15 protein-coding genes are annotated in these 19,105 nt (G+C 59.8%); 6 read left to right on the top strand and 9 right to left on the bottom strand.

From position 1 onward, the window contains the following. Positions 1-8 precede the first annotated feature (8 nt). From M0P56_RS06765 to glnE, 3 genes are read right to left on the bottom strand one after another with little or no spacing between them, the layout of a single operon-like run. The gene (locus tag M0P56_RS06765; protein ID WP_291509293.1) at positions 9-218 is read right to left on the bottom strand and encodes a zinc-finger domain-containing protein; all 210 of its coding nucleotides are present in this window, start codon (positions 216-218) and stop codon (positions 9-11) included. 4 nt (positions 219-222) lie between these two features. Further along, positions 223-1,146, bottom strand: a complete 924-nt coding sequence (locus tag M0P56_RS06760; protein ID WP_291509292.1) for a branched-chain amino acid transaminase — start codon at positions 1,144-1,146, stop codon at positions 223-225. A gap of 12 nt (positions 1,147-1,158) precedes the next feature. Further along, complete coding sequence (glnE, locus tag M0P56_RS06755; protein WP_291509291.1) at positions 1,159-4,026, bottom strand: bifunctional [glutamate--ammonia ligase]-adenylyl-L-tyrosine phosphorylase/[glutamate--ammonia-ligase] adenylyltransferase; 2,868 nt, start codon at positions 4,024-4,026, stop codon at positions 1,159-1,161. 256 nt (positions 4,027-4,282) lie between these two features. On the opposite strand from glnE, the gene M0P56_RS06750 reads away from it, so the two are divergent. The 6 genes from M0P56_RS06750 (at position 4,283) to M0P56_RS06725 (ending at position 12,169) form a co-directional block, all read left to right on the top strand. Further along, the gene (locus M0P56_RS06750; protein WP_291509290.1) at positions 4,283-7,960 is read left to right on the top strand and encodes a YhdP family protein; all 3,678 of its coding nucleotides are present in this window, start codon (positions 4,283-4,285) and stop codon (positions 7,958-7,960) included. Positions 7,961-7,964: 4 nt separating this feature from the next. Beyond that, a complete protein-coding gene (locus M0P56_RS06745; protein WP_291509289.1) occupies positions 7,965-8,798 on the top strand; it encodes a carbon-nitrogen hydrolase family protein in 834 nt (277 codons plus the stop codon). 224 nt (positions 8,799-9,022) lie between these two features. Further along, positions 9,023-10,786 carry an ABC transporter ATP-binding protein/permease gene (locus tag M0P56_RS06740; RefSeq protein ID WP_291509288.1) on the top strand — a complete coding sequence of 588 codons (1,764 nt, stop codon included), beginning with the start codon at positions 9,023-9,025 and terminating at the stop codon, positions 10,784-10,786. 68 nt (positions 10,787-10,854) lie between these two features. Then, positions 10,855-11,430 carry a thioredoxin family protein gene (locus tag M0P56_RS06735; RefSeq protein WP_291509287.1) on the top strand — a complete coding sequence of 192 codons (576 nt, stop codon included), beginning with the start codon at positions 10,855-10,857 and terminating at the stop codon, positions 11,428-11,430. Beyond that, entirely contained in the window at positions 11,427-11,564 is a 138-nt protein-coding gene (locus tag M0P56_RS06730) for a hypothetical protein (protein ID WP_291509286.1), read from the top strand. Before M0P56_RS06735 ends, M0P56_RS06730 begins: the two co-directional genes overlap by 4 nt. Then, on the top strand, positions 11,561-12,169 hold the full coding sequence (locus tag M0P56_RS06725; protein WP_291509285.1) for a hypothetical protein: 609 nt from the start codon (positions 11,561-11,563) through the stop codon (positions 12,167-12,169). Before M0P56_RS06730 ends, M0P56_RS06725 begins: the two co-directional genes overlap by 4 nt. 15 nt (positions 12,170-12,184) lie before the next feature. Here M0P56_RS06725 and M0P56_RS06720 read toward each other — a convergent pair whose 3' ends face one another. The 6 genes from M0P56_RS06720 to murJ all read right to left on the bottom strand — a co-directional run bounded on the left by M0P56_RS06720 (position 12,185) and on the right by murJ (position 18,956). Continuing rightward, positions 12,185-12,403 carry a hypothetical protein gene (locus tag M0P56_RS06720; RefSeq protein WP_291509284.1) on the bottom strand — a complete coding sequence of 73 codons (219 nt, stop codon included), beginning with the start codon at positions 12,401-12,403 and terminating at the stop codon, positions 12,185-12,187. 244 nt (positions 12,404-12,647) lie between these two features. Next, a complete protein-coding gene (gene lspA, locus M0P56_RS06715; RefSeq protein WP_291509283.1) occupies positions 12,648-13,106 on the bottom strand; it encodes a signal peptidase II in 459 nt (152 codons plus the stop codon). Further along, on the bottom strand, positions 13,106-15,919 hold the full coding sequence (gene ileS, locus M0P56_RS06710) for an isoleucine--tRNA ligase (protein WP_291509282.1): 2,814 nt from the start codon (positions 15,917-15,919) through the stop codon (positions 13,106-13,108). Before ileS ends, lspA begins: the two co-directional genes overlap by 1 nt. Positions 15,920-15,921: 2 nt before the next feature. Next, entirely contained in the window at positions 15,922-16,860 is a 939-nt protein-coding gene (locus M0P56_RS06705; RefSeq protein ID WP_291509281.1) for a bifunctional riboflavin kinase/FAD synthetase, read from the bottom strand. Between the two features lie 64 nt (positions 16,861-16,924). Continuing rightward, the gene (locus M0P56_RS06700; protein WP_291509280.1) at positions 16,925-17,362 is read right to left on the bottom strand and encodes a DUF2203 family protein; all 438 of its coding nucleotides are present in this window, start codon (positions 17,360-17,362) and stop codon (positions 16,925-16,927) included. Continuing rightward, on the bottom strand, positions 17,355-18,956 hold the full coding sequence (gene murJ, locus M0P56_RS06695; RefSeq protein WP_291509279.1) for a murein biosynthesis integral membrane protein MurJ: 1,602 nt from the start codon (positions 18,954-18,956) through the stop codon (positions 17,355-17,357). The genes M0P56_RS06700 and murJ overlap by 8 nt, the downstream gene beginning before the upstream one ends. Positions 18,957-19,105: the final 149 nt, after the last annotated feature.

Here is a 19,105-nt window from a genome sequence, read left to right as displayed (position 1 = left end):
GATGCTTTTCAGTGCCCCGCCGCCTTTAATGGCCCGCCTTTAAGCACGTAAAGGGTTCCGCAATACGGGCAGCGGGCTTCTCCGGTCTCTTCAATCTTGAGGAAAACACGGGGGTGCCCGTTCCAGCGGCTCATGCCGGGCGTGGGGCAGCAGAGGGGGAGGTCTTTGGTCTCCACCTCGGTATGGCTCTGGTCACAGCACTTGATGGGGCCGGTCATGGGGTCAGCCAACGTAGTGCAGCCATTCTGGGTGGTCCTCGCGGCGCCCGGCCACGGTATCGAAGTAGCGGCTTTGCAGCAGCTCGGTGACTGGGCCGCGACAGCCCTCGCCGATGATCCGATTGTCGATCTCGCGGATAGGGGTCACTTCGGCAGCGGTGCCGGTAAAGAAGGCTTCGTCGGCGATGTAGAATTCGTCCCGGGTCAGTTGTTTTTCGACGATAGGGATACCGGCATCGCGGGCGAACTTGAGGATGGTGTCGCGGGTAATGCCTTCCAGGGCGCTGGTCAGGGTGGGCGTGTAAAGAATGCCGTCGCGGATCATGAAAATATTTTCGCCGGAACCTTCCGCCACGTAGCCTTCGCGATCCAGCAGCAGGGCTTCGTCATAGCCGCAGGAGGCCGCCTCGCGCTGGGCCAGCATGGAGTTCATGTAGTTGCCCGTGGCCTTGGCTTTGCACAGGTGTACGTTGACATGGTGGCGGCTGAAGGAGCTCACCTTGACGCGAATACCCTTTTCCAGGGCCTCCTGGCCCAAATAGCTGCCCCAGCTCCAGGCGGCAATGAGCGCATGGACCTTGAGTCCCTTGGCGGAGAGGCCCATGCCTTCAGCTCCATAGAACAGGAGGGGGCGGATGTAGGCCGACTCCAGATGGTTGGCACGGATGACTTCCTTGGTGGCGTCGTTAATCTGGTCCTGGGTGAAGGGGACGTCCATCTGCAATATCTTGGCGCTGTTGAAGAGGCGTTTGGTGTGTTCCGGCAGGCGGAAAATGGCGGTGCCCTGCGCGGTGGCGTAGGCACGCTCGCCCTCAAAACAGCCCATGCCGTAGTGCAGGCTGTGGGTGAGACCATGCACGGTGGCCTCCCGCCAGGGAACCATCTTGCCGTCAAACCAGATAAAACCGTCGCGTTCCGCCATGGACATCGTCACATCTCCTTAATCGCTATAACTGCCAATGAATTCCTGCCAAATCTGCCGCACCCCATGCGCTGCGTCTTGCAGCGCCTCCCAATCCGGGATATCTGCGGCGCGGATTTCGTTGTCCTGCAAGTTCAGCCAGCGCCGGTTTTCTTCCTGACGGTACCGTTGCCAGGCTTGGCCGAGGACGGCCCCCTGCTCCGCGCTCCAGATGCCCGCGCCCGTCAGTGCGGCTATCCCTGCGGCGGTCCCGGTATCCTGGCATAGAGTCGGCTGCTGGGAGCAAGCCCCTAGCATAGCAAATTGTACGAGAAACTCGATATCTGTGAGGCCACCGGGGCTTAATTTGAGGTGAAAGGCGTCCTGGGCAATGATTTTGCTCCGATAAATGCGCTGCCGCATGGCGCGGACGTCTTCTGCCAACGGTTCTGGAATGCGCGGCTGGCCGAGAATTTCCGCACGCAGGCTGGTGAAACGGGCGCCGAGCGCCGCATCGCCAGCGATCCAGCGAGCGCGGGTGAGGGCTTGGTGTTCCCAAGTCCAGGCGGATTCGCGCTGATAGCGGCTGAAGGCGTCCAGGGTGGTAACCAGGGGGCCGGACTGCCCGCTGGGGCGCAGGCGCATGTCGATCTGGTAGAGCAACCCAGCACGGGTGAGGGTGCTGAGGATGTGAATAAGCCGTTGTCCGAGACGAGCGAACCAGGTGGACGCCGCGAGGGGGGCAGGACCATCGCTTTCGGCGTCGAGGGGGGCATCGTAAAGATAGACCAGGTCGAGATCGGAGGCGAAGCCCATTTCCCGGCCACCCAGTTTGCCAAAGGCGATAACGGTGAAGGGGGCCGCTTGGCCGTTGCTGGAGTGCACGCAGCCGTGGCGGCGCTGCATTTCCGCTTCAGCCCAGGCCAATGCGGTTTGCAGGGTGAGCTGGGCGAGGTCACTGAGTTGGGGGAGCAGCGTTTCCACGGGCAGCTGGTTCGTCCAGAAGGCGGCGGCGAGGCGCAGGACTTCGGTATTTTTGAAGCGCCGCAGGGCATCCATCCGTTCTTCCATATCTTCAGCAAGCTGTAATTGTGCAGCGAGGGCCTGCGGCCAGTGCTCGGGGCTGATGATGGTATCGCTGAGCACGTCATCCAGCAGGATGGGGAAGCGTGCCAGCTCCTGTGCCAGCCAGGGGCTATGCAGTAACGCCGCGATGCGTATGAGGTACGGCGGATTCTCCGCAAGCAGAGCAAGGTAGTTGGCACGCCCCAGAATGGCCTCAATGAGGGTGAGGAAGCGTTGTAACAAGGCGTCGGTGTCTGGCTGGGCGCTGCACAGGTCGAGGGCCAGGGGAAGCAAGCGGTTGAGGCGTTGTCGTCCTTCTGTAGAGAGGCGGCTGGCCACATCGCGGCTGTGGGCGAAACGCCAAAGGCGTGTCCATACAACTTCCGGTTCTATGCAGTGCAGGACCTGGAGCAGGTCGCTGGGAGCGGTTTCCAGCGCGCCGGTCTGGGCGCGTTGCCAGAGTTTCTCTCCGTTGCCGTTTTTACCTTGGCGGTCATCCTCCCCGGAGGCCAGGATGCGCTGAAAGATAATGTGGTTCCGCTGGCGGAGGGTGTCCAGGGTTTCGCGCAGGGTGATGACATCCGTGAAACCCATGCTGCAGGCCAGGCGTTGCCATTCCAGTTCCGAGCGCGGTAGTTGCTGGGTCTGCTGATCATCGACCATTTGCAGGCAGTGCTCGGTATTGCGCAAAAAAAGATAAGCATGCCGAAGCTGGTCGATATCGTCCGCAGGCAAAAGTCCAGCACTGGCGATGGCCGCAAGGGTGTCCAGGGTGTTGGTGCTGCGCAGGGCGGGTTGGCGGCCACCGTGGATAATTTGCAGGGATTGACAGACAAACTCGATTTCACGGATGCCGCCTTGGCCCTTTTTGATGTCGTTGCTGCTGCCACCCTGTTCCGCATCCATGAGGGCTTTGACTTCCCGTAGGCCGGTGAGGGCGGTGTAGTCCAGGTAGCGGCGATAGACAAAGGGGCGCAGGGTGTCGAGGAGAATCTGGCCAAAGGTGACGTCACCCGCGACTGGGCGCGCCTTGATAAAGGCGTAACGCTCCCAGCCGCGGCCATGCACTTGATAGTATTGCTCCATGGCGGTAGCGGAGATGCAGAGGGGGCCGGCATCTCCGAAGGGGCGCAGGCGCATGTCGACGCGGAAGCAGAAGCCGTCGGGCGTGCGCTGATCAAGGGCCTGAATCAGCCAGCGACCGAGGCGTTGGAAGTAGGCACTGTTGTCGAGGGGGCTGGGGCCATCGGTCTCGCCGCCCTCGCCGTAGCAGAAGATGAGGTCAATGTCGGAGGAGAGGTTGAGTTCGCGTCCGCCCAGCTTGCCCATGCCGAGGACGGTGAAAGGCACCTCCTGACCGTCGTTGTTGCGGGGGGTGCCGTGGCGCTGGCGCAGCATCGCCACGCCATAAGCATAAGCGTGTTGCAGGCAGATTTCGGCCAGTTCGCTGAGGGCCGCTACGGTTTCTGAATAATGTTCGCCGGACTGACGATCCTGCCAGATAATTTCTATCATACGGGCATTGCGGTACTGGCGCAGATCGGCAAGGAAGACCTCGCTGGTGAGTCCGTGGGAGGTGGCAAGGTCGCTGTGCCTGCCCCCCCTTGCGAGGCGCAGCAACCAGTGGGGATGGCGTAGGAGAAGTTGGCGCGCGAAGGGGCTGACACAAGCGATATGCACCCAATGTGCAGCAAAAGAAGGTCCAAGGCGGCGGATCTCCGCCTGTTCCTCAGCAGCGAGGGTGGCCCAGGTGGCAGCAAGTGACTCGGTGATCGGCGCCGTTTCCAGGGGTAACAGGTTAATGGCGTGGATGATCTCCACGGGTAACTCTGGTGCCGCCATGCGTGCTCCTTCCGGTGGTGTTCCGCATCGTGTGTATGGGCAGTGTAACTTATCCCGGTTTTCTGGTCCGCATGGGGCTCTGTGGCGCTTCTTGTGCTAGGATTTTGTGCGGTACGTTGGCGCGTTACGCGGTGCTAGGTGGTAACGCGGTCCACAGAGACAATCGTAGCAGGGAGCACATTCATTACCTTACCGCGTTTACCGGCGTTGACCGGACGGATTGGCTGATGTTACGGGTTTTCAGGAGAGGCGTGCCTTGCCGCGTTTGCGCCTGATCCTTGCCGGTGTCCGCCGGGTTGGTGGTTGGCTGCTGGCCATCGTGCCGACAGTGCTGGTGTTGCTGGCGGCAGCTTTCTATCTCTTGCTGATTCCCCGTCTGGATTTGTTGCGTCCCTATGTTTCTCAATCCTTGTCGCGGGCTTTGAATGCCCCGGTGCAGGTGCAAGGGATGCACCTAAGCTGGAACTGGGGGCCGTTGCTGGAATTGGCCGCGTTGCGGGTGGGTTCGTCCGCGCAGCCTGATCTGGTGCTGCACGGGGTGCATTTGCGCCTTTTTGCCCTGCCGCTGCTCTGGGGGGATCTGGTCGCGCAGGATTTCCGCGTCGCCGCCGGCGAGGTGTCTGTTGTTCAGGCGGGCGACGGTAACTGGCAGGTGGCCGGGCAGGCGCTGGGACATGGCGGATCGCTATTGCCACTGGATTTGGACTGGGCGCGTGTGGATGTACAGCACCTGACCATACAATGGCGATCCCAGCCACAGGCCGCCCCCATTTCGCTGCATGTACAGGGGCAGAGCAGCGGTGGCTTGCGTCCGCAGGTGCAGGTGCAGGTGCGCTGGTCACCTCAGGGTCTGTTGCGTTACTCAGGAGCGGCGCGCGGCGTCTTTACCGGTCCGGGGCGCTCCTCGGGCAGCGGTAATTGGGTATTGCAGTCGTTGCCGCTGCCTTGGTTCCATCTAGCGGATTCGCACTTGCCAGTGTGGAGTGGTAGCGTGAGCGGCAGCGGGCACCTGCAATGGCGTTCTGGCTTGCCGCGCACCGCTACCGGGCAGTTTGCCATGCATGACGCCGGGATGGACGGTAAACAATGGGCGCAAATCCATGGCCATCTGGACTGGAATGGAACGGATTCCACCGGGACATTGCAGCTTGCTGATTTGACGGGGCTTGCTGCACAACCTTTGGCCGCGCGCTTGGGGCTCAACTGGCGCCATCGCCTGCAATGGCAGGTGGAAGCGCCGCTGCTTCCCGCCGTACTCCTGCAGAACGTGCCGGAGATGGCGCTCCCCGTGCAGCTCCGTTGGATACCCCGGCAACAGTGGCAGGGCAGCTTGCGCGATCTGCACTTTCGCGCGCGCAGCGTGGGCCACCAGTCCGCCATCTGGGAGCTTCAGGCGGGACTTCATGGCATCGGTGTTTCGCCGCATGGAGACTGGTTCGGCGTGCAGGGTCTTAGCGGCGACGTCGTCCTTCACCCGGAAAGCGTGCAATTTCATCTGGTGAGCCAGCAGTTCACCCTGGACTGGCCGCAACGCTTTGCAGCGCCGCTGCACCTGCAAGAACTATCGGCACGAATTGTCGCCCGAAAGACAGGTACCGACTGGTCGATTCAAGCCAATCCGATCGTGTTTCAGGGGCCAGGTCACCTGCACGCCAGCCTGGCGGTGCAGGGCCAGCAACTGCGTCTGAAGGCGCAGATTGACGACATGCCGGTGACGGCGATGGCGGATTTCGTACCGCAGAGTAATATTAGCCCTGCCCTGCGCCAGTGGTTACTTCAGGCTTTTCAGGCAGGATCCTTGCAGCATGCTGATCTGCAGTGGCAGGGACCATGGAATCATCTGCCCCGCCTGGCGCCGGGCGAGCATTTTTCGCTGCGAGCGAATTTTCGCCATGTGACCCTGCATTATGCCCCGCGCTGGCCCATAGCGACGCAAGTGAACGCACAACTCCTCTGGGCGGGAGATCGCCTTTCTGTCCAAAGTCATCGGGGTGACATTTTCGGGGTGCCAGTGGCGTCCGCCAGCATTGCGCTCAACCATCTCTTCGCACCGCATACCTCGCCGCTGCAGGTAACGTTGAAGGCACCGATCCCGCTGGATAAATTGCTGCCTTTTTTGCGGGAAACACCCGTATTGGAGGGTAAGGCCGTGGCGAATATGCCCCTGCGTCTGACGGGGCAAGGACAATTACAGTTAGCCCTCAGCGTTCCCTTCGGGGCCGAGAAAAGCCAGGTAGATGGCCGGATTGATCTCCGTCACGCGGGGATCGGATGGCGCGGTTGGCAGGCCACGAGTATGCAGGGGCCGGTTTATTTTCAGCGGGATAAGATTCGCGTTGGTGAGCTGAAGGGCGTTTTTGCCGGAGGCCCCATGCAGGCAAGCCTGCAGGCCAGTCAACTGGAGACCTCGCCGCACCTGCGTCTTTCGCTACAGGGTGAGGCCCAGGCGGCCGATCTGCCAATGCCGGAACGCTGGCGCACGGCTTTCGGTGGCGCCGTCCCGTACCAGGGTAGCGGTACGCTGTTAAACAACGAGCTGCATTTTAAGGGCGATGCCGACCTGCGCCAAAGCCGTAGTGCTTTACCGGCGCCCTTGAATTGGGCATCAGGCAAGGGTGGAAGCCTGGCCGTGCAAGGTTATGGGAATGTGGCTCGCCGTTTGCAGGTCAATTTCAAGTTACCCCTGGGGTCTGCCGTTCTGGCTTGGCAACGGGAGGCATCCGTCTGGCGATGGGAGGCTGGCGCCGCGCGTTTGGGTGGAGAAATCCCTCCGCCGTTGCCCAATACTGGGTTTTTCCTTCAGGGCCGTGGCGATAGCCTCTCCGTAGGGCCGTGGCTGAACATGCTGACAGGTGAAGAAGACCGTAAGACGTGGCCGGGAATCCGCTTTGATCTGCATTGGCGGCACCTGCGTTTTTTGCAACAGGATTGGCCGGATGTGCAGATCCGCGGCCAGGTGGCGGCAAAAAAGCTGCATCTGCAATTTGCTAGCTCCCGGTTAGCCGGTGTCTTACAATATGCGCGTGCGCCGCAACCCACGGCTTCCGCCCAACTCCGTCTGGACATCCAAAAATTAAGTGTTGCTGCACCGGTATCCGCAGTATCTTCCGCCCCCGTCCTTTCGCAAATACGGCAAGGGGCCGCAGGCAGCCCGCTGACACTGCATACCCGGATCGCGCAACTCGATTGGCATGGCCACGAGGCGCATGATGTGCTGTTGGATGCGGCGCGATCGGCGGCCGGCTGGAACTTTTCTATGCTCAAAGGCGACTGGGCAGGCAGTCAGTGGGATTTTAAGGGGTCGTGGCAGGGCGCCGGAGCGGGTCAGTCGACCTTTCAGGGAAATATCCGCAGCAACAATATCGCCCCGGTTCTGCGGGACATCGGTATGGATACCCTGGACTACGGGCGCGCCGATTATGCAGGAAAACTGTCCTGGCCAGGTGCGCCCTGGGATTTCTCTGCCGCGCATCTCAGCGGAACCATACAAACCAAGTTGTGGAATGGTCGTCTCAGAAAACTGGGTACGGATATTTCCTGGCTCATCTTTCTGAATCCTACGACGTTGTTTGAAGATGTTCTCACCTTTGATTATCGCCCGCTCTACGGTGGTGGCTTGTTCTTTTCCAAGCTTTTTGCCGATTTTCAAGTGCAGGATGGTGTTGCCCATACCCGCAATCTGCTCCTTGAATCCAGTGCGCTCGAAATGAAGGGAGTCGGCGCCGTCGACTTGGCGCATCAAACCGTGCGTATGGGTCTGCAGGTTTATCCATTGCAGAGTTTTGACTTGCTTCTCGGGCATTTCCCCATACTCGGCCCGGCCATCTTTGGGAAATCGGGCAAGGTGCTAGAATGGCGTTATCAGGTGGACGGGCCCTGGGCGCATCCGGCGGTGCGTCCGGTGCATGCACCGGCCACGACCAAAGGGAGCTAACGCGATGAATGCTCAGGTTGCCGTAGTACAGATGGTGTCGTCGGACGTGCTGGCGGATAATCTCGCCCGTGCCGGGTCTCTGCTGGCGCAGGCGTCTGCGGAGGGGGCGCAACTGGCACTCTTACCCGAAAATTTTGCCCTCATGGGGCGTGATGAAAAAGCCAAGCTGGCCATTATGGAGGTGGATGGCGACGGCCCGATCCAGTCCTGGATGGCAATGCAGGCACAGCGCCTGGGCCTGTGGTTGATAGGGGGCAGTATCCCCCTGACCGCACCTGACGGGCGCAGCTATGCCGCCTGCCTGGTTTTTGACCCCGCCGGCCGATGCCTGGCGCGTTATGACAAGATACACCTCTTTGATGTCGATCTGGCGGGCGGCGAAAGTTACCGCGAGTCCCGCACTATTGCCCCCGGCAGCGCCCCGGTGGCCGTGACCACGCCCTGGGGCCAGCTTGGCCTCTCTATCTGCTATGACCTGCGTTTCCCGGAGTTGTACCGCTGTTACGCGGGGGCTGAATTACTGGTCGTCCCCAGCGCCTTTACCCAACAGACGGGCGCCGCGCACTGGGAGTGTTTGCTGCGGGCCCGTGCCATCGAGAACCAGGCCTATGTGCTCGCTGCGGATCAGGGTGGTTTGCACCAGAACGGCCGCCAGACCTTTGGCGGTAGTATGATAATCGATCCCTGGGGTCAGGTGCTGGCCCGCATGGACCAGGGCGAAGGCGTCGCGCTGGCTCCGGTTGACACGGAATTTTTGCGGCGCTGCCGTAGTAATCTGCCGGCGCTGCAGCATCGTCGCCAGGCGTTTGGTGGCGCGTCCCAGGCAATGCCGGCCTAATCCCTCTGTTGCTGGATGATGAGACCTGTGTCGCTGAACGCCGGCTTCGCCTAGAAGCCAGGCCCCATGAATAGGGGCGGGAATGGTTTTTGGTTTGAGCCATGCTATTCTCCTGGGCTTTATGGATTATGACCATTACCCGAAGACAGCAATGTTTGCGCCGACTTGGATTCGGCAGATGAGGAGTGTTGGATGCTTGAGTGGGACTTCTTTGGAGATCGTGCATGAAGCAGTTTAACGGGGCATTCTTCCGTGACCTGTGGTGGATGACGAAACCCTACTGGTGGCACTCCGAGGAGCGCTGGATGGCGCGTGGGGTCTTTGCCCTCATCCTCCTCCTCAATCTGTTCATGGTCTTTATTTCCTATCGCATTACCGAGTGGTATGCGGTGTTCTGGAATGCCCTGCAGCACTTTGCAGTGGATGCCGCCTGGCACCAGATGCTGGTTTTTCTGGGATTGGCCACCCTGTATATCGTCGCGGCGGTTTCCCAGACCTTTTTTACCCAGATGCTGGAGATTCGCTGGCGACGTTGGCTGACGAAGCATTATCTGGATGCCTGGCTGGCCAAAAGTACCTTTTATCACATGCAGGTGCTGGGCGATGGCACCGACAACCCGGATCAGCGCATCAGCGAGGATTTGGCCAGTTTCACCGGGCAGACACTCAATATTGTGATTGGCCTGCTCAGTTCTGTCACAACCCTCGCTGCCTTTGTGTTCATGCTCTGGGATTTGTCGGCCATGATCACCATTCCCTGGCAGGGCAGTCTCTATACAATCCCCGGCTATCTGGTCTGGGCGGCACTCATTTATTCCGTATTCGGCACCATCCTGACGGCCCTTATCGGGCGGCCACTTATCAGTCTGAACTTTAATCAGGAGCGTTATCAGGCGGATTTCCGTTTCAGCATGATGCGCCTGCGTGAAAACAGTGAAAGTATTGCGCTGTATGGCGGAGAGACTGAGGAGCGCCACCACTTTCTGCAGCGATTCGCTAACGTCTACGCCAACTATTGGCGGATTATCTGGCGTTCCATGCGCCTCAACTGGTGGGTGTCGGGCTATGGCCAGGTGGCCATCATTTTCCCGATCCTGGTGAGTATGCCCGCCTATTTTGTCAACAAGACCATCGGCATCGGTGGTTTGCAGCAGCTTGCCTCGGCTTTTGCCCAGGTGCAGGGCGCGCTGTCTTTCATTGTCAGCAGTTATGGCAGCCTCGCCAACTGGCACGCCGTCGTCGATCGTCTACGTTTTTTTGAACAGTCGATGGACGAGGTACGGGTCATCCGGGAGACCCATTACCAGATCGAGCGCAAGGATGGTCCGCAACTCACTGTGCAGGCCCTCAATGTGCGCCTGCCCGATGGCCGGGAATTGATTCACCACCTGGATCTGGAGGTGCGCCGCGGGGAGCGCTTGCTGATCATGGGCCCATCGGGCGGAGGCAAAAGCACGCTGGTACGGGCTTTGGCCGGCATTTGGCCCTTTGGTGAAGGCGTGGTGGAGATACCGCGGAGCGACCGTCCGCTCTTCCTGCCGCAGAAGCCGTATCTGCCTCTGGGCACTGTGCGTGATGTGCTGGTCTACCCCTTCGGGGTGCCAGGGGTCAGCGACGCCCGGCTGCAGCAGGTACTCCATCTGGTTGGCATGGAGGCGCTAGCCGACAAGCTGGAGGACACCCGTTTGTGGTCCCATGTATTGTCGTTGGGTGAGCAGCAGCGTCTGGCCTTTGCCCGCATTCTGTTACAGAAGCCGCAATGGGTGTTTTTGGACGAAGCCAGCTCGGCACTGGATGAGCCGGCAGAGGATGCGCTCTACCATACGCTCGTCGAGGAGTTGCCGGAAACCGCCATCATCAGTGTGGGCCACCGTTCCAGCCTGTTGCAGCACCATCAGCACTGCCTGCGTCTGCAAGGCGGCGGGCGTTGGCGTCTGGAGACCATCGTCCATCCCGTCCCTGGGGGACAGCAGCCGGCACCGGCCTGATTATAACAGACGGAGAGGACGCCCCGTTTTATTTCCATCCATCGTGATGATTTGAAAGGAGATCATTTATGGCTATGACCGCAAAAGATTTGCCGCTTGGCGGCACAGCGCCCGAATTCTGTCTGCCCATCGGCGGCCAGGCGGGACAGTGGTGCAGCACGCAGGCGCAGGGCAAGCCCATGCTGGTACTTTTTATCTGTAATCACTGTCCCTATGTGGTCCACATCAGCAAACGTTTAGGCGCGTTGGCGAAGCAATGGCAGCAGCAGGGTGTGCAGGTGGTGGGCATCAACAGCAACGATGCCCTGACCTATCCGGATGACGCGCCGGAAAAAATGCCCGCCGAGGCCCTGCGCGCCGGTTATCATTTCCCTTATTTATTTGATGCCGAACAAAGAGTGGCCAAGGCTTTTAATGCGGTGTGCACGCCGGATCTTTTCCTTTTTGATGCGGCAGGCAAACTGTTTTATCACGGTCAATTCGATGCGAGTCGTCCCAAAAATGATCTGCCGGTGACCGGCGAAGACCTGTCTGCAGCCATAGCCGCGATGTTAGCGGGTGCCGAGCCTTCGGCCAAAGTGCTGCCCAGCATTGGTTGCAGTATCAAGTGGCGGCCGGGCAACGAGCCGGAGGACTGGGTATGACTGCGCAGCAGCGTTGTACCGTGGTGCGCCTCCCCGGGTATCGGTGCGCCACGGCAGGCTGGCCGGAGCGTTTGCCGTCCATGGCCGCAGAGTTGGAGGGAGTGGTCATTCCTTCGGTAGAACAGTCACATTGACATCTCAAGAAGAAACGCTACGCATTGGTCAGGTGCTGCTGCAGCGGGGGTTTATCTCCCCTGAGCAGCTCGACCGTGCTATTGCGCGTCAGACTGTCGGAGGAGAGCGTCTAGGGAAGCTTCTCATCGCTGACGGTTTGGTGAATGAACAAGACCTGGCCTTCAGTCTCAGTCATCAGGCACGTCTGCGTCACGATGACCGGCGTGCTAAAAGTGCACGAATGCTAGCGGGATCGACGGAAAAATTGCGCGCTGATTTGGAGAAACAGGCATTAGACCTGCTCAAAGAATGGCAGCAGCGGGTGCCGCGTATGCCCGATCGCGAAGGCGGCGGGGAGCGTAAACGGCGCGAGGCTGCATTGCGTCAGTCTATGGATTTTCCGCGTGCGCTTACTGCGGCTGAGGAGGCCATTGAGTCAGCTAGACGCAAAGGTGATCCCGGTCGTATCCGACGCTTGCTCAGCGTGTTGCAGCAAGTGGAAAAGGATTTTATCGCTTTTCGCCAAGCCATCGCTGCCGCGTCACCGCATCCCGTGCAGGAATGGGCAACGCGTTGGCAGGCCTTGCAGGAATTGGGTAAAGACGTGCAAAGGGCGGCGGTTTAATCGTTTCAATGGCAATCAGTGAAAAATGGCATGCAACAAACCAGTGGCCGTCTGTTGCTGTTTTGCGACATGGTGGGTGAGGTCATGGCTTTGACGTTGCCGACGCAGACGCAGTAAGCGCCGTTGCAACTCCCGTTTGATGCGCTGCCGCTCGTGACCCGCCATAAAAGATGCATAGCTGGGGAAGCTGCGTACCCGGCGTAAGGCGGCCAGAAGATTCGCGGTGCTGTCCATGTCCGTCTCCATTGCTTTGCTCTGATGAATATGAGAGTAAAAGCAATAGTCGTGCCAAAAAAATAAGCCATTAAAATTAAGGGGCAGGTGCTTCCCGACGGGCCGGCCGGGGAAGGTTTGTCACGTTTGAACGACAAGGCCCCGTTGTAGCGGGGCCGCAGCGGGAATTCGTCAATTGGCAGGGCGGCTTTTGCTACTTTGGCTTGCGTCGCAAAAAGCCCCCAGGTCCTACCGCCGTTTTACATTAATGACGCCGGAAAGCGTCGAGGACAAGCATCACGGCGCCGATGGAGATGGCGCTGTCAGCGATGTTGAAGTAGGGCCAGTAGAGACTGCCCCAATGGGTGCCAATAAAATCGACCACATAGCCGAGACGGATACGGTCAATCAGGTTGCCGACCGCACCGCCGAGAATCAGCGCAAGGGATATGGCGGTCCAGGTGGCGCCGGGCTTGAGCCGTCGCAGGATGGCGACGATCACCACCACCACCAGCAGCGCGATGCCGATGAGCAGCCAGCGTTGCCAGCCGCCAGCCCCCGCCAGGAAGCTGAAGGCGGCGCCGGTGTTGTGGATCAGGCGGAAATTGAGCAGGCCCGGGATGATGACAACACCCTGTCCTACCCGCCAGATGTGGCTTAGCCAGAGTTTGACGCCCTGATCCAGCAGAATGACTCCGAGCGATAACCATAAATAACGCAGCATCAGCAGAACTCCCGTGTTTCGCCGGGTAAAATGAGGTTTTCGACACAGCGGTCGCAAATATCCGGATGCTCGGGGTGATGCCCCATGTCCGGGCGACGATGCCAGCAGCGCGCGCATTTTTGGGCATCACTGGGCCGGGCCTGTATGGCGATGCCGGAGAGGATATCGCTGCATCCTTCCGGGCGTTCTCCATAGGGGTGCAGGGCGCACGCGGAGCTTAGCAGGAAAAAGCGCAGTTCCTTAGCGAATGGCACCAGAAACTCGTGCCATTCGCTGTTGGCGTAAAGGGTGATTTCGGCATCCAGGCCGGAGCCAATCTTTTTTTCCTGACGCAGGGGTTCCAGCGTGGCATTGACAGCGTCCCGCAACTGACTGAGCCGCCCCCAACGTACATTCAGTACTTCACTATCATCGGGTAGTGTAATTTTCGGATATTGCGCAAAAAACACGCTGGGGGACGGGCGATTGCCCATCTCGTTCCAGATGTCTTCAGCGGTGAAGCTCAGGATGGGGGCCATCCACACCACCATGGCTTCGAGCATCTGCCGGAGTACCGTCTGCGCCGAGCGCCGCGCCCGCGAGGCGGCGGGGGTGGTGTAGAGGCGATCTTTGAGCACGTCCAGATAGAGCCCGCCCAGATCCACTGAGCAGAAGTGATGCAGACGCTGCTGGACGCGAAGGAATTGATATTCGCTATAGGCAGCGCGAATTTCCTCCTGCAAAAGTACAGTACGGGCCAGCATCCAGCGGTCCATTTCCAACAGCTCTGCCGTGGGCAGGGCATCCGTGGCCGGATTAAAGTCGTGGGTGTTGCCCAGCATATAGCGGGCCGTATTGCGGATGCGCCGGTAGCTGTCGCCCAGTTGCTTGAGGATGGTGTCGGAGATGGGGATCTCGCTGCGGTAGTCCTCCGATGCCACCCAGAGCCGCAGGATGTCCGCGCCGTAGCGGTCGATGATCGCCTGCGGGGCAATGACGTTGCCCACGGACTTGCTCATCTTCCGGCCTTCGCCATCGACGGTGAAGCCGTGGGTAAGTACCGCTTTGTAGGGTGCCCGCCCACGGCTGGCGACGGACTCCAGCAGAGAAGACTGGAACCAGCCGCGATGCTGATCGGAGCCTTCCAGATAAAGATCGGCCGGGCTGTGCAACTCCGGCCTCTGCTCCAGTACAAAGGCGTGGGTGCAGCCGGAGTCGAACCAGACATCAAGAATGTCAGTGACCTTGTGAAAGTGATCGTGGCCGCAGTCGTCGCAGCGGGCATCCGCAGGCAGAAAATCGCTGTCCGGTTGGTTGAACCAGGCATCGACCCCGCCCGCATCCACCGCCTGGGCAATACGCTCGAAGGTGTCAGCATCGCGCAGGGGCTCGCCGCACTGGGCACAGGAGAAGATCGCGACGGGTACGCCCCAGGCGCGTTGCCGGGAGATACACCAGTCCGGACGCTGGTTGACCATACCGGCGATGCGGTCTTCGCCCCAGTCGGGAATCCACCGGGTGGCGTCGATGGCGTCGATGGCCTTCTCGCGCAGACCGTTGGCGCTCATGCTGATGAACCACTGGGGTGTGGCGCGGAAGAGCAGGGGGGTCTTGTGGCGCCAGCAATGGGGGTAGCTGTGACGGATTTTCTCAAAATGGAGCAGAGCACCGCGCTCGCGCAGGAGTTCAGGTACCCGTTCATTGGCTTCCTGCACGGTGATACCCCCCAGACTCAGGGGCAGGTCATCTTTGAAGCGGCCGTTGCCGAGCAGGGGGCTGTCCACCGGCAGGTGATAGTGCCGGGCCGCTTCATAGTCATCCACACCATGGGCGGGGGCGGTATGTACGCAGCCGGTGCCCGCCTCCAGGGTGACATGCTGGCCGAGAATGACTGGTACTTGGCGGTCCAGGAAAGGGTGCTTGAGCTGGAGGCCTTCCAGCTCCACACCAGCGAACTCAGCCAGCATTTCTGCTTCCGGATGGCCATATCGGGCGAGGGCGCTTTCTGCGAGTGCCGCAGCGAGGATCAGATGCCGGTTGCCGGAGCGCAGTAATACGTAGGTATATTCCGGGTGCATGGCTACCGCTTGATTGGCGGGCAGAGTCCACGGCGTGGTCGTCCAGATCACCACGTTGGCTTCTACCGGTTCAGCGAGACCAAGGCGTTGGCGCAAGTCGGTGGCGTCGGCGACGACGAAGGCGACGTCGATAGACGGATCGCTGCGATCCTGATATTCCACTTCCGCCTCTGCCAGGGCGCTGCCGCAGTCCACACACCAGTGTACCGGCTTGGCACCGCGTACCACCTGGCCGCTCACCGTCAGGCGACCGAGTTCCCGCAAGATATTGGCTTCGGCCTGGAAGTGCATGGTCAGGTAGGGGGTTTCCCAGTCCCCGATAATACCGAGGCGCTCGAAATCCTGGCGTTGCCCGGCAATCTGACCTTCGGCATAAGCACGGCAGGCATTGCGGAAAGCCTGTGCGCTGACTTTTTCGTCGGGGCGTCCCAGCTCTTTTTCCACCTGGATCTCAATAGGCAGCCCGTGGCAGTCCCAGCCCGGCACATAAGGCACCCGGAAGCCTTCGCTCAGCTTGCTTTTGTTGATGATGTCCTTCAGCACCTTGTTGACCGCATGGCCGATATGAATCTTGCCGTTGGCATAGGGCGGGCCATCATGCAGGACGAACGCGGGGCTTTCGGCACGCGCCTTTTGCAGTGCTCCGTAGAGGTCATGCTCCTGCCAGCGGGCCAGGATCGCGGGTTCACGCTCCGGCAGTTTTCCCTGCATGGGAAAATCGGTTTTAGGAAGGTTAAGGGTTTGCTTGTAGTCCATGATTATTCAAAGTCCTGGGGATGTTCGGCGAAAAAATTGCGAGTGTTCACGACGTCATTGTCGATGGCGGCCTTGAGGGTATCGAGATCCTCATATTTCTCTTCGTCCCGCAGTTTGTGGTGCAATTCTACAGAAACCTGCTGTCCATAGAGATCGGGGCTGTCCGCATCCAGACAGTGGGCCTCCAGTACCATCTGTTTGCCGCCGACGGTGGGGCGCAGACCGATACTGATGGCGGCGATCCAGTTTCCTTTTGGGCTCAACAGTTGTCCAGCAAAGATCCCTTTGACCGGCACCGGGCGGCGATTCAAAGGGATATTGGCGGTAGGAAAGCCCAGTTCACGGCCCAGATGATCGCCATGCACGACCCGTCCACAGAGGGCATAGGGACGTCCCAGCCAAGCCGCCGCCTGAGTTAAGTCTCCGGCCTGTAAAAAAGTGCGGATGCCGGTGCTGCTCACCCGCTGGCCGTCGAGCAGAAAGGGGGGCTGCTCTTTCACCGAAAAGCCATACCGCTGTCCGAAACGGATGAGCATGTCCAGATCGCCATGTCGCCCTGCCCCAAAACGGAAGTCGTGGCCAACGCTCAGCAGACCGCAACGCAATTGTTTGACCAGTATCTGAGTAATGAAATCTTCAGCAGACAGGTTGGCCAGTGCCTGATCAAAGGGCAAGCAAGTGATGTTCTGTACCCCGTTTTGGCGGAGTGCTACTACCTTCTCGCGCAGGCTGCTGAGGCGTGGTGGCGCGTCCGTACCCCGGAAAAACTCTCGGGGGAGGGGCTCGAAGGTGAGGACCGCCGTCGGTAGCCCACTTTCCCGCATGGTTCCCAGTAGTGCCTGATGGCCGCGATGCACCCCATCGAAATTGCCGATGCTGACCGCCTGGGTTGCCTCAGCGGTGCGGGTGATACGGTGATGGAGGGAGAGGAAGGGGTGCATGCGCCTCAGTGCGTCCGGGTTTGCCAAAAAATGCCATCATCTTAGCGTAAAAATGTGGATTACCCTAGATTGGGGGTGGTTCGGGTTGATGCGCCTGCAATAGGTCCGACAGGGGGCGGCGCTGGCCAAATCCCTGGTCGTGGCCATGATAGAAGCCCAAGGCGACTTCAGGGTATCTCCAGCACAAATAACCGTCGCCGGTATCAAAATCCACCAGCCACAGTCCGGAAACGACCACGCCCAGCCTTTCCATCTTGTTGATCCAGCGCTGAACAATCTCTTCGTAATGGCCCTCGTGCCGGGTCAATGCCGCGCGGTTCTCCAGGTCGGTGCGCATGGACTCCAATACTGGAGCCAACTCGTCGTGCGCCTGGGCGGTAATAAAACGCAGCAGGGGGAAAATGGCTTCTGCCTCGTGCAGGGTGAATACCCTTACCTGGCCGGGTCGTTGAATGGCGAAGACCGCATCACCATGTCCGTGTGGTCCGTCGGACTCAGGCATGGGAAGACTTCCGTCGGTATAAATCGCGCAACTCCCGTATGCCGAGCCACCATCCACCCATAAGGTATAAGACGGCAGCGAGAACCACCAGGCCGAGCACCCGCAACAGCCGTTCCCAGAGGGGCAGCGACAGCCAAAGGGCAGCATCTCCCCGCAACCACAGCAAGACGATCCCCATGCATAAGGCTAAACCTAGGGTTTTCAGCAGGAAGACCCACCAACCCGGCTGGGCTTGGTAAAGTCCGTCGTGGCGCAAACGACGCCAGAGCATAAAGGCGTTGACCAGTGCTGCCGTACTGGTCGCCAGCGCCAGGCCCAATTGCTGCAACGGCCAGGCCAGGATAAGGCTGATACCCATGTTGACGGCGACACTGATCATGCCGAAACGCACCGGTGTGCGTGTGTTCTGATGGGCGTAGAAGGCGGGCGCGAGCACCCGCGCGGCAACGATCGGCAGGATACCGAGGCCATAACCTATCAGGCTCAAGGTGCTTTGCCGGGCATCTTCCGCCGTGTAGGCCCCATAACGAAACAGACTGATCAGCAAGGGCTGCGCGAGAATGAGCAGACCGACGGTAGCAGGCAGGCCAATGAGCCAGGTCAGGCGCAAGGCCCAGTCCAGCGTTTGCGGGAATTGCGGCGAACGTTCCGCCGCCTGCCGCGAGAGCAGCGGCAGCACCACCGTCCCCAGTGCTACTCCAAAGACGCCCAAAGGAAACTCCACCAGACGATCGGAATAATACAGATATGACACCACATTACCCCCCACTAAAGAGGCGAGAATGGTGTTCAGAAACAGGTTGACCTGTGCTACCGACGCGCCAAAAGCCGCAGGTCCCATCAGCCGCAGTAATTTGTTCACGCCGGGGTCGCGGCGGCGCAGGCGCGGCCAGTGCAGGTGCCCGACCCGTTTGAGTGCGGGCAGTTGAAAAAGTAACTGCACCACGCCGCCGATGAGTACACCCCAGGCCACTGCTACGGCGGGTTGTTGCAGGTGCGGCGCCCAGAAGACCGCTGCGGCGATGATGCTGAGATTCAGGAATACCGGCGTAAAAGCCGGTACCGTAAAATGCCCGTAGGTGTTGAGTACACCGCCGGCTAGCGCTACCAGTGAAATAAAGAAAAGGTAGGGGAAGGTGATACGCAGCAGCTCTACGGTAAGGTGAAACTTGCCCGGATTGGCCGCGAAACCGGGCGCGATGGCATAGACAACGGCACTGGCACTCAGTATCCCAACGAGGGTGACGACCGCCAGGGTAAGGGCCAGCCAGCCCGCCACGTCGGCGACAAAAGCCTGAGTCTCCTCGATAGAGCGTGTCGCCCGATATTCCCCCAGCACTGGGACGAATGACTGAGAAAACGCCCCCTCACCGAACAGGCGCCGGAACAAATTCGGGACACGGAAAGCCACAAAAAACGCATCGGCCATTTCTCCCGCGCCAAAGAGCCGCGCCAGAATCACGTCGCGGGCAAAGCCCAACAGGCGTGACACCATGGTATTGCTGCCCACCTTGAGCACGCTGCGCAGAGGGTGGTGGCTGGTCATGAGCGCGAAGAATATAGGGGATTGGGATTCATCGGTGGATGATGGCACGCGAACAAGGTAACGCCAAGAGTGCTGCCCTGGTAGATACGCCCTATCCCAGCGCCAAAAAAAACCTCCCCGGCGATTATTACATCAGTTCGTGCTTATGAGAAAAATAATTAATAGTGATTGCAGTCTATGATTTCCTTCATGATATT

The organism is Acidithiobacillus sp. (assembly GCF_023229925.1).
Taxonomy (GTDB): Bacteria; Pseudomonadota; Gammaproteobacteria; order Acidithiobacillales; family Acidithiobacillaceae; genus Acidithiobacillus.
The sequence above is the reverse complement of the archived record's forward strand: the minus strand, read 5'-3'. Positions and strand labels throughout refer to the sequence as shown.

What these genes read in the sequence shown, in the direction of transcription:
- glnE (WP_291509291.1), bottom strand. Translation starts at nt 4,026, where the DNA reads ATGGCGGCACCAGAGTTACCCGTGGAGATCATCCACGCCATTAACCTG.
- M0P56_RS06730 (WP_291509286.1), top strand. Translation starts at nt 11,427, where the DNA reads ATGACTGCGCAGCAGCGTTGTACCGTGGTGCGCCTCCCCGGGTATCGG.
- M0P56_RS06705 (WP_291509281.1), bottom strand. Translation starts at nt 16,860, where the DNA reads ATGCACCCCTTCCTCTCCCTCCATCACCGTATCACCCGCACCGCTGAG.
- M0P56_RS06700 (WP_291509280.1), bottom strand. Translation starts at nt 17,362, where the DNA reads ATGCCTGAGTCCGACGGACCACACGGACATGGTGATGCGGTCTTCGCC.
- lspA (WP_291509283.1), bottom strand. Translation starts at nt 13,106, where the DNA reads ATGCTGCGTTATTTATGGTTATCGCTCGGAGTCATTCTGCTGGATCAG.
- M0P56_RS06720 (WP_291509284.1), bottom strand. Translation starts at nt 12,403, where the DNA reads ATGGACAGCACCGCGAATCTTCTGGCCGCCTTACGCCGGGTACGCAGC.
- M0P56_RS06745 (WP_291509289.1), top strand. Translation starts at nt 7,965, where the DNA reads ATGAATGCTCAGGTTGCCGTAGTACAGATGGTGTCGTCGGACGTGCTG.
- M0P56_RS06765 (WP_291509293.1), bottom strand. Translation starts at nt 218, where the DNA reads ATGACCGGCCCCATCAAGTGCTGTGACCAGAGCCATACCGAGGTGGAG.
- M0P56_RS06760 (WP_291509292.1), bottom strand. Translation starts at nt 1,146, where the DNA reads ATGTCCATGGCGGAACGCGACGGTTTTATCTGGTTTGACGGCAAGATG.
- M0P56_RS06740 (WP_291509288.1), top strand. Translation starts at nt 9,023, where the DNA reads ATGAAGCAGTTTAACGGGGCATTCTTCCGTGACCTGTGGTGGATGACG.
- M0P56_RS06735 (WP_291509287.1), top strand. Translation starts at nt 10,855, where the DNA reads ATGGCTATGACCGCAAAAGATTTGCCGCTTGGCGGCACAGCGCCCGAA.
- ileS (WP_291509282.1), bottom strand. Translation starts at nt 15,919, where the DNA reads ATGGACTACAAGCAAACCCTTAACCTTCCTAAAACCGATTTTCCCATG.